Genomic DNA, 10,982 nt, shown 5'->3' on the forward strand with positions numbered 1-10,982 from the left:
GTCAAGGACATGAAAAAAATAATTGCGCTAGGGCTGATGTTGGCGACATTGCAAGGTTGCGGTTTGCGCGAGCCGATGCCGGCCGAGCAGGACACCGCGATTCCGACCCTGACACCCAGGGCCTCGACCTACTACGACTTGCTGAACATGCCACGACCCAAGGGCCGGTTGATGGCGGTGGTGTACGGCTTCCGTGACCAGACCGGACAGTACAAGCCGACCCCGGCCAGCTCCTTCTCCACCAGCGTCACCCAGGGCGCGGCGAGCATGCTGATGGACGCCATGCAGGCCAGCGGCTGGTTCGTGGTGCTCGAACGCGAAGGGCTGCAGAACCTTCTGACCGAGCGCAAGATCATCCGCGCCTCGCAAAAGAAACCCAATACCCCGGTGAACATCCAGGGTGAGCTGCCACCGCTGCAAGCGGCGAACATGATGCTCGAGGGCGGGATCATCGCCTACGACACCAACGTGCGCAGCGGCGGGGAAGGGGCACGTTACCTGGGCATCGACATCTCCCGCGAGTACCGCGTGGACCAGGTCACCGTGAACCTGCGGGCGGTGGATGTACGCAGCGGTCAGGTGCTGGCCAACGTGATGACCAGCAAGACCATCTACTCTGTGGGCCGCAGCGCCGGGGTGTTCAAGTTCATCGAGTTCAAGAAGCTGCTGGAAGCCGAGGTCGGCTATACCACCAACGAACCGGCGCAACTGTGTGTGCTGTCGGCCATCGAGGCGGCGGTGGGGCATCTGCTGGCGCAGGGGATCGAGCGGCGCTTGTGGCAGGTGGCCGGGGATAACTCGGCGGCCAGCGGTGAGACGCTGGATCGGTACCTGACGCAGAATCGCGTGGTGCCCGAGGGTGAGGATGCTGCGCCTGGCCATTGAGCGGGAGGCCTTCGGGCCCTGGCCTTTGCAGGAGCACGACTTGCCGGCGAAGGCGGCCTGACAGCCGACCTGATTTTCGCGAATGTACTCGGTCCAGTGTGGGAGCTGGCTTGCCAGCGATGGCGGCCTGATAGCCGACCCGCATTTTGCGGATGTGCCCCATCCAAATGTGGGAGCGAGCCTGCTCGCGATGGCGGCCTAGAAGCTGGCCCGTAATTTGCGGATGTACTCGGTCCACTGTAGGAGCCAGGCTTGCCGGCGAAGGCGCCTCCAGATACGCCTTCGCCGGCAAGCCTGGCTCCTACAATGTGGGGTTGCGCCCAAAAAATGTGGGAGCTGGCTTGCCAGCGATGGCAGCCTACCGGCCGACCTGATTTTTCGGATGTACTCATTCCCCTGTAGGAGCACGGCTTGCCGGCGAAGGCGCCTCCAGATATGTCTTCGCCGGCAAGTCGGATCGCCGCACCGCTGGCTCCTACAATGTGGGTCTGCGCCCAAAGATGCGGGAGCGAGCCGGCTCCGGGCGGCGTTCCGACGATTACGGTTGCGCATTCAACATTGAGGTTGGCTGACACTACGCCATCGCGAGCAGGCTCGCTCCCACATAGGGGTTCTGTGGTGGCTTGGGGCTGTTGTTTAAAGGCGTTTAACGTTTTTTCCTGCAAGCTACATCGCCTTGCGTCGCGGCCTACAACTACGCCAGAATCCGCCGGCTTGTGCGCCTTGGACCCCCGACTCTATCGTTACCGGGTCGCTGCCAATTCAGCGATCGGGTTTAGCAGCCCAGTCAATTTCAAGGTTCGCCAGTGTCACCTTTAGAACAGTCTGTGTGTCGTGCAGGCAGGTCTGCGTCATGGTGGCTGTGCGTGGGGCACTTCGGTGCGCCGGGTTCCTTGATTCCTGGTCTGCTAACCCGCGTACAGTCGCCACCTCGATGATCGTTCCCACGCTCTGCGTGGGAATGCAACCTGGGACGCTCTGCGTCCCCTCCAGAGCCGAACGCGGAGCGTCCGTTGCGGCATTCCCACGCAGAGCGTGGGAACGATCTGTGCCCGCATAAAAAAACCGCGACCCTCCCCAAGGGCCGCGGCTTTTTCATGCCTCCCGATTATTTCTGCATGACGGTCGCCTGGTTGGCGTCGCCGAACTGTTGGATGCTGGCCGTCTGGGTCATGCCGCTCTGGTCGACGTTGGCAATGTTGCCGGTACCGCCCTGGGTGACGTAGGCCACGTTCATGGTGTCGGCCTGTTTGATGGTGATCATGTTGTCGTCGCCGTAGAGCTGTGCGGTGTAGGCCTGGTTGCCAGTACCGTCCTGTTTGAAGTCGGTGCTGTTGCCGTTGCCGTTGCTGCTGCCCTGGGCCAGGTTGGTGGTGCCGCGCTGGTCGGCGATGAGGATGTTGTCGCTGCCGTTCTGGTCGAAGTACAGCTCGTTGTAGTTGTCGGACTGGGTGACGGTGGTTTTGTTGCCGTAGCCGGTCTGCTTGGTGGTCATGACATGGCCGACGTTGTTCTGGGTGAAGTTGGCGGTGTTGCCGTTGCCGTTCTGGGTGACGTTGGCGGTTTGGTTGCTGCCGAACTGACCGCCTTTTTGCGGGCCTTTCCAGTTGCTGGCGTAGACCTTGTTGTCGTTACCTGTGGAGGTGGCGTTCAGTACATGGCTGTCGCCGGTCTGGTAGGTGAAGTGCACGTTGCCGGTGCCGGTCTGGTTCAGCGTGACGGTGGAGCCCAGGGATTCGAACTGGTCGGCGTAGATGGCGTTGAGGTCGCCGGCCTGGAACACCGTGGCGACGTTATGGTCACCGAAGCTCTGGTCAATGATGGTTTCGTTGCTCATCCCGTTCTGGTTAACGGTGGCCTGGCTGGCGACTTGCGTGTCCTGCCAGACTTCGCTGCCGTTGTTGTCGCCGTACTGGTTGATGGTCAGGTGGCTGCCTTCGCCATCGCGCTGGTCACCGTAGGCATAGTTGGTGCTGCCGGACTGGTTGATGTTGATCTGGCCACCTGTCTGGTTGATCTGCTCGGCCGTGCCGTAGTTGGCGGTGCCGTACTGGATGATCGTGGCGTGGTTGTCGACGCCGAGCTGGATCTGTTCGATGTTGGCTTCGTTGTTGTCGCCATATTGGTAGGTCTTGCCGGCGGTGCCGTCCTGACTGTCCTGGTAGACGAACGAGAAGTTGCCGGTGCCTTCCTGATGTTGCAGGGCTTCGCTGGCGCCGACGCCGATCGACTGGCTGGCGTGGGCGGTGTTCATACTGCCGTTCTGGGTCTGGGTGATGGTGCTGCCTTCTTCGAACAGTTGCTCGGCGTAGCCTGCGTTGTAGTCGCCGGACTGGGTCTGGGTGATGGTGGTGCTGGCGGTGTCCTGCACGGCGGCAGCGTCGTTGCCCTGGCCGTATTGCGTTTGAGTGACGGTGCTGAATGGGGCCGCGGTCTGTTTCACGTCGGCAATGTTGGCCGTGCCGTACTGGCTTTGGGTCGATTCGCTGTCATTGGCCAATGCATGGGCACTGACCACGACCAGGATGGCGGCGGTGATGGGCGTCAGTTTGAACATGGTGAACCTCCAAGTGGTGCAGTGCTTTAGCGATATTGGGTAACCGATACGCTCATTCCGTTGCCGGCCTGGGTCACGGAGCTTGTTTGACCCGAGCCTGCCTGGACAATGCTGGCGTCGTTGTTATTGCCGTTCTGGGTAATCTGCGCGCGGTTGTGGCTGCCGCTCTGGTTGATTGACGCGGCGTTGCCGGAACCTTGCTGGTTGATCCAGGCCATCAGGTCGGTGCCTTGTTGCAGGATGTAGGCTTCCTGATTGCTGCCTGACTGCACGATCTGGCCGAGCAGTGACTGGCCGTTCTGTTGCACTAGTGCGATGTTGGCCTGGCCGTTCTGGTCGATCAGGGCATGCTGGCCCACCGGCGGTGGCAGCTCACCCAGATCGGCGCCGGGCGCCAGGTCATCGTTGTCCATCAAATCGTCGGCGCGCACGCCTGCGCTGCTGCAAAGCAGGAGCAGGCAGAGCAGGGCGGCGGTCGGCGTTTTCATGGCGTTGTCCTTTTGGGTTGAGGGCAGCCCCATCAACTCGGCGAGTCAATGGGGCGGCGGCTCAGTTGGAGATCACCGACACGGTGCGTACGGTGCCCTGGGACGAGGTGATGGTGGCGGTCGGGTTGGCCGAAGGCACCACGGTGGTGGTGTTGTTCACCGTCAGCCGCCAGCGACCGGTCGCCGGTACCGTGGTGGTACCCAGGGTTTGCAGCCCGGTCGGGGTGCTGACCTGGATGGTGATGGTGTTGCCGGTCGTCACCGAAGAGGTCCCTGCAAAGTCCCAGGTGAAGCGGTTGTTGGAGCGGGCCGACACCGTGGCCGTGGTCACCGTGAAGGTTTCGGCGGCAGGCCGTGGCGAGACTTGCACCGTGACCGTGGCCGGCGACGTCGACACAGCGCCGAAGCTGTCCCGGGCGAAGTAGGTGAAGGTCGTGGTGAAGGCCGTGGTCACGGTGGCCGGTGGGGTGTAGGTCAGGACCGTGCCGTTACTGCTGACGGTGCCGCGACCTGCCGGTGGTTGGGTGAAGCTGGCGACTGCGAGCGGCACGTTGCCTTCCGGATCGGTGTCGTTGGCCAGCACGTTGATGGGGATGGCCACACCCAGGGTCGTGGCGGCATCGGCGACGGCCGTTGGCGCCTGGTTGGGTGCCACGGTGATGGTCACGGTCGCTGCCGTGGTCGAGGCCAGGCCTTTGGCGTCTTGCGCCTTGTAAGTGAAGGTCGTGGTCAGTGGTGCGTTGACCACCGCTGGTGGGGTGTAGACCACGGTAGTGGTCCCGTTCAACGCCACGGTGCCCTGGCCGGTGGCCGGTTGAGTCAGCGCGGTGATGGTCAGTGGTGTGTTGCCGTCCGGGTCGTGATCGTTGGCCAGCAGGTTGAGGGTGATCGGCACGCCGAAGCTGGTGCTGCCGGTGTCGGCAACGGCAATTGGTGCCTGGTTCTCACCGGTGTCCGGTGCGGTGCCGACGACCACGACCGCTTCGGTGTCGTTACCGCCCGCGGCGGACTTGATGGTGACGGTGGCCGGTGGCTGCGGCAGGTCGGCAACCGTCAGGGTCTGCAGCGTGCCGGATTTGGTCAGCCGGCCGAAGCCCTGGGCAACCATGTCCGGTACCACTACTTCATCGGTGGACCTGGCTTCGATCAGCAGGCTGTGGTTGCTCCAGTTGTAGCGAGCGGTCTGGATTTTCACCACGTCGGAGACCTTGCTCGACACCGCCGTTGGCCGGGTGACGTTGGTCGGATCCGAGGCGGTAACCACCACCACGGGTGGCACGTTGGCGCCGACCAGGCGCTGGGCGAAGTACTGGCCATTGGGGTCGCCAACCATGGCGGTCAGGCAAGGCGTTGGTGGTGGTCCGGGCACCAGTGCCACCGATTCGCGGAAGCACACGCTGGAGCCATTGGCCGCTTTGCCGAAGACCTCTACCTGGGTACTGCTGGTGCCTGGCCCCGAAGAGGTACGGCGGTAAGTGGCGCGGCCGATTTCCACTGGCGTTTGCGCGCGGCTGTCGAGGATTTTGCCGGAGACGGTAAAGAGGTTGGTCTGGATGGTCCCCGCCGGCCCCTCGATCATCAGGAGGTTGTTGCCGTTGAGGCCGCCGGTGACCGTAGCGGGGACGTTCGGGTCGCCGATGAAGGTATCGATGGCGCCGGTGTCCGGGTTCAGTTCGGTGTAAGGCCCACCGTTGGCGCGCAGGAATGGCCCGACCGCGCCGGCGAGTGCGCCGCTGAAATTGCCCGGTGCGCCGATGCCGACGTCGCGGGTGATGTTGATCGCCCGACGACCTGGCGTGGTAACGGTCACCGTTTCCACACCATACGGATGGGTGATTTTGTAGGTCCCGGCGATGGGAATGTTCACCCGCATGCGAATCCGCGCGAAGCTCTGCTGATCGCCATCGATGGGGTTTTCCGAAGCGAAAGCCGCCTCGATCCCGGCCACGTAGGCATCCACGCCATAGCCGGCGGCGTTGTTGGGGATGTTGGTTTCAGCCAGGAACCAGAACGCTTCCGGTGGCCAGTTATCCGGGAACACGATCGGCTGGGTGTCGTCGAAGACCCCGGGTTCCGGGTTCAGGATGCACATGTAGGCGGGAGCGCCGGGAGCGCCAGCTACCCGCGAACTGGTGGCCTTTGATTGGCACAGTTCCAGCGAGAGCAGGTTGGTGTCTTGATACCACATGGGGAATTTCCCCGTGGCAAAGGTGTAGGGGCCAGTGTCGACGGCGGCGAGTTGCGCGAACGCACTGCCGGAGAGCGAGATAGTCAGCCCGAGCGCGTTGAGCGCAAAGCGTGGCCACTTGTTCATAGTGCCTCCTGATGCGGATCTGGGCATGAGTGCGTTCATTGCACAATGACCACTTCTTCGGTGTCGGTGCCGCCATTGGATGACGTCACCTGAACCTTGGCCGGTGGAATCGGCGAGATGCCGGTCGTCAGCGATTTCACCGCGCCGTCGCCGCTCAGGGCGCCGATGGCGACACCCGTGCCGGAGGTGACGGTGAGCACGGGCGGCGACGTTTCATCACTGGTGGAGGCCACGACGGTGAGTTGCCCGGTATGCAGGTTGTATTCAGCCTGGGAAATCACCACCAGGTCGGTCAGCGGCATAGGCACCGTGGTCGGCGAGCTGGTGGGGATGGCCAGGTGGTTGTCGGCAGTCACCTGCAAGGTGCTCGGCAACGTCGGGTTGGTGGCGGACTGGGCGTACCAGTGGCCGGTGGTGTCCGCTTCGCTGAGGTTCAACACCGGGCTGTTGCTGGTCAGGGTCACGCTGGCCGGTGGCGGCGGGGCCATGACGAACACGTCCTGCTGGGCTACAGGTGCACCTGAACCGGCCTTGCGCGAGTAAGTGCTGCGCTCGGCGATGATCGGGGTAGGGCGTGCCACCGTCGACAACTTGCCGGAAATGGCCATCACCGTCGTGCGCAGATCAATGCCGCCAGGGCCTTCGATACGGATGAAATTGGTGTTGAACGGACTGCCGGTGAAGGCTTCTTCCAGGTTCGGATCGCCAACGAATTGCTCGACCGCACCGTTGGCCGGGTTGGTCTCGGTGTAAGGGCCGTTGAGGCTGCGCAGGAATGGGCCGACATCACCTTTGAGCGCGCCGTCATAGGTTTTGGGCGCGCCAATGCCGATGTCGCGGGTCATGTTGATCGCCTTGCGCCCGGGGGTGTCGACGTTGAATACGTCCACGCCGTAGGGGTGGGTGATGACATACGTACCGGCGGTGGGGACGTCGACCCGGATACGGATCCGGGCGAAACTGATTTGGTCGCCTTCCAGTGGATCGCCTCCGCTGAAGGCCGCTTCTACGGCGCTGACATAGGTCAGGTCGATGCCCCGTGCGGCATCGACGATGGAACCGTCGCCGGTGAACCAGAACGCTTCATCGGGAAAATTGCCCGGGAAAGCAATGGCAAGAGTGTCATCGAAAATGCCGGGACTCGGATTCAAAAGGCACATGTAGGCCGGTGCGCCGGGTGCGCCGGCAACCCTGGAACTGACAGCCTTTGACAGGCACAAGTCAAGGGTACGACCGTGGGTGTCTTGATACCAGGCGGCGAAATTACCGTTGGCAGGCACATAGGCGCCGGGGTCTACAGCAAACAGCGCGGCCTGCGCAGCGCCTTGGGCCAGCGCACTCACGATCAGGGCGATCGTGGTTTTGGACAGTAAAGGGTGCATGAGTATTCCCTCTATCAAAGTACCTGCCCCTAGGGATGCGGGTCAGTTGGCAGGTCTTCGGCAACTCCCATGCCAATCATTGGAAATGTTTCTCAAATGCCCGGTCCACAGGCGTTTGCCAGGCGGCCGCTGGCCATCACCCAAAAACGGGATAGGGCCTTTTTCCCCAGGATTGGGGGTAGGTGGGGCAAGCGGGCGGGGTGGGGGAAGGTGGGGGGGAAATCGACCCGTAGTCGGGCAAACTGCCAGCGGTGGGCTATAAACCTTAAGGGATTGTATGGGAACGCTTACATGATCACGCTTGCAAAAAAACTTCCGGTAGAGAAGGGCGATATTCGCCTGAGCACGCGCAAACAACCGTTCAACCTGTTGCGCTGGTTTTCGCTGATCAGCATGGCGGTGATCGGCACGGTGGCGGTGGCGCTCGGCGCGGTGTCGACCAGGTTCGTGATTACCGAAAGCATTCAACGCGATGCGTTGCTGACCTCGCAGTTCATTCAGGCGATTGCTGCCGCCGAGGTGCGCCACGTGGCGATACCCAATGTGCGGACCATGGGCGAGCTGCTCGATCCGCGCAAGGACCGGGAATTTAACGACGTCGATCCACTGGCCCGCGCCAACGCCCGTGGCGAATTTCTCGACCACATCGAACACTTGCCGGACGTGATCCTGGCCAACATCTATGCACCCGATCGCATGGTGATCTGGTCGACCAATCCGGCGCTGATGGGCACGACCATCCACGCCGACGAAGACCTCGACCAGGCCTTCAACAACAAGATCCCGGTGTCGGCCAGCTATCACAATGTGGACAAGACACGGATGGAGCAGAAGTTCGTCACGCCACCGGAATACATCTTCATAGAAAACTACATTCCGCTGTTCGACGCCGACGGCAAAAACGTCACGGCCATGGTCGAGATCTATAAAGAGCCGCAAGACCTGATCAATCGCATGGAGCGCGGCCTGGTGTTGATCTGGCTGGCCACGGCCCTGGGCGGCGGGCTGATTTACCTGGGGCTGTACTGGATCGTGCGGCGTGCGGCGATCCTGCTGGCGAACCAGCAAAAGCAGCTGATCACCAATGAAACGTTCGTCGCCCTGGGTGAAGTGTCGTCGGCGGTGGCCCACAGCCTGCGCAATCCCCTGGCGACCATTCGCTCAAGCGCCGAACTGGCGCTGGAGTTCGACGACGGCCCGGCACACAAGAACATCAATGACATCATCGGCCAGGTCGACCGCATGTCGAAGTGGGTACGTGAGTTGCTGCAATCGTTGCGGCCTCTGACCGACGAGGCCGAATCGGTCAACCTGGTGGCGGCAGTGCATGACAGCCTGATGGCCTTCGAGCTGCAAATCGCCAAGGCCGGGATCAGCGTGGTCTTCGAGCCCAAGGAGACGCCGATGGTCATGAGTCAGTCGATACAGTTGACGCAAATCCTCAACAGCCTGGTGGCCAATGCACTGGAAGCCATGGACGAGGGCGGAACCTTGACCGTTGCACTGGAGCCCAACGGCGCCCAGCGCATCAGTGCGGTGATCAGCGACACCGGCAAGGGCATGAGCGAGGAGCAGCGGCGCATGGCCTTCCGTCCCTTCTTCACCACCAAGCAAGGCGGGCTCGGTGTCGGGCTGGTGCTGGTGAAACGGATCATGGAGCGTTTCGGCGGTGCGGTGGCACTGGACAGCCGTGAAGGCGAGGGCACCCGTGTCCGTTTGTCGTTTATGTTGGTCCCCTGAAAATGGGGATGAACTATCCCCGTTAGCGGGTGTCATTCCCCAGTCGTTTTCCCCGGTCATGGCACATTGATGTTGATAAGCCATTGTTTTGGTGGGTGTTAATACTTTTGTATAAAGCGGTTACAAATTTGGCGAGGGATTTGCAAAACCACCATCACCCCCTTCACGACTACGAGGCGGCTGGTGATGGACAGAAAAGCGCGGTACAACTTCAAACGGTTAGGACTGATAGCACCCTTGGGTGTCCTGCTGACGATGGCGCTGGGCACAGCGACACTGCGCGCCAGCCCCATCGATGACGAACGACAGCCAGAACCTACCGATCCTTCGGCTTACCAGGACGAGCCCGCTGACGAACCAGCGGCGCTGAACGCCATTTTGACCATGCCGGAGGCCAACGAAGATTCCTTCGATTTGCCTGACGGCGTCAAAGGCACACGCGATACCACACGGGTGGAAAACATACTGCCACCCGCCGCACAAACCAGTTTCAACTACCCCACCAATGGCAAGCCGAGCCCGCTGTACGGTGCGCAGCCCTTTACCCAGCAACTGATGCTGTTCGAGGAGTTCGGACCGGAAAAACTCGACCCCACCACACCGCCAGCACCGCTGCCGTTTCCGGCGGCGGCCATCGGCCCGTTGCCGCAACAGGACCCTACCAGCGTGGCCCGCAGCGCGCCGCCCAGTGCAGCGCTCGATCAGTTCTTGCGCCAACCGGGGCTGACGCCGTTTCCCAGCCAGTATTCCAACACGGTCGATCGCAACCCCTGGCAGGCGCAGATCGAACAGTTCCTCAACCGGCACATCGGCGCGTCCGCCGAGGGTCGTCCACCAGGAAAAGGCTGGTCCCATCAGCGCTGGAACGAGTTCTATCCGCAAAACGCCTACAAGACCGTGCAGACAGGTGCCCGGCTCAATGGCGGTGTGCGTGACAACGTGCAGATGCACCACTATGCCGTGGGCGAATTCGGCCCGGGCGGCCTGTACCACAACGTGGCGGGCATAACGGCAACGGACGGCACCTCCAAAGGCGTCGGTCCACGTTTCCACCCCAACTTCCCGATACAGAACCACAATTCGCTGTGGACGTTCGACGGCACCTTCCCGCCCAAGTTGTTGATGGTGCGCTACGGTCAACCGGTGTTGATGCGTCACTACAACGGCCTGCCCATCGACCCGTCGGCCAACATGGGCTTCGGTTTGCACACCATCACCACCCACGAGCACAACGGCCATGCGCCGGCGGAAAGCGACGGCTATGCCAACGCATTCTTCTTTCCGGGGCAGTACTACGACTATCGCTGGCCGATCCAGTTGGCCGGCTACGACACCATCAATACCACCGCAAGCGATCCTCGGGCGGCATTCCCTTGCGCGCCGGGTGAAACCCTGTGGACCAACGATGGAAGTCCGGGCCTCAAGACGTGCGACCACGGCACCATCAAGATTCGCGGCGACTGGCGCGAAACCATGAGTACCCACTGGTTCCATGACCACATGCTCGATTTCACCGCGCAGAACGTCTACAAGGGCAACGCGGCGATGATGAACTACTACAGGTTTTCAGCTCTACGCTGGTTTGCGAATCGCAACCGGCGAGTACCAGGCTAACC

Annotated in this window: 6 protein-coding genes and 1 pseudogene; 3 read left to right on the top strand and 4 right to left on the bottom strand. The window is 61.9% G+C overall.

Annotation, left to right across the window (positions count from 1 at the left end; all coding sequences use genetic code 11):
- Positions 1-9: 9 nt before the first annotated feature.
- Entirely contained in the window at positions 10-885 is an 876-nt protein-coding gene (locus ACQKP2_RS17710) for a CsgG/HfaB family protein (protein ID WP_427578231.1), read from the top strand.
- 1,108 nt (positions 886-1,993) lie between these two features.
- On the opposite strand, the gene ACQKP2_RS17715 is transcribed toward ACQKP2_RS17710, so the two are convergent.
- From ACQKP2_RS17715 to ACQKP2_RS17730, 4 genes are all read right to left on the bottom strand, one after another.
- On the bottom strand, positions 1,994-3,442 hold the full coding sequence (locus ACQKP2_RS17715) for a curlin (protein ID WP_427578233.1): 1,449 nt from the start codon (positions 3,440-3,442) through the stop codon (positions 1,994-1,996).
- Positions 3,443-3,468: 26 nt separating this feature from the next.
- Complete coding sequence (locus ACQKP2_RS17720; protein ID WP_427578235.1) at positions 3,469-3,930, bottom strand: curlin; 462 nt, start codon at positions 3,928-3,930, stop codon at positions 3,469-3,471.
- Positions 3,931-3,991: 61 nt separating this feature from the next.
- Entirely contained in the window at positions 3,992-6,244 is a 2,253-nt protein-coding gene (locus tag ACQKP2_RS17725) for an Ig-like domain-containing protein (protein WP_427578236.1), read from the bottom strand.
- 35 nt (positions 6,245-6,279) lie between these two features.
- Complete coding sequence (locus ACQKP2_RS17730; RefSeq protein ID WP_427578238.1) at positions 6,280-7,626, bottom strand: hypothetical protein; 1,347 nt, start codon at positions 7,624-7,626, stop codon at positions 6,280-6,282.
- 291 nt (positions 7,627-7,917) lie between these two features.
- Here ACQKP2_RS17730 and ACQKP2_RS17735 point away from each other — a divergent pair, with 291 nt between their 5' ends.
- Together ACQKP2_RS17735 and ACQKP2_RS17740 are read left to right on the top strand one after the other, a co-directional pair.
- On the top strand, positions 7,918-9,366 hold the full coding sequence (locus ACQKP2_RS17735; RefSeq protein ID WP_427578239.1) for a sensor histidine kinase: 1,449 nt from the start codon (positions 7,918-7,920) through the stop codon (positions 9,364-9,366).
- A gap of 186 nt (positions 9,367-9,552) precedes the next feature.
- Positions 9,553-10,926: pseudogene (locus ACQKP2_RS17740) on the top strand (copper oxidase); the annotation flags it as partial.
- Positions 10,927-10,982: the final 56 nt, after the last annotated feature.

This window comes from Pseudomonas sp. NPDC089569, assembly GCF_050280625.1.
Taxonomy (GTDB): domain Bacteria; phylum Pseudomonadota; class Gammaproteobacteria; order Pseudomonadales; family Pseudomonadaceae; genus Aquipseudomonas.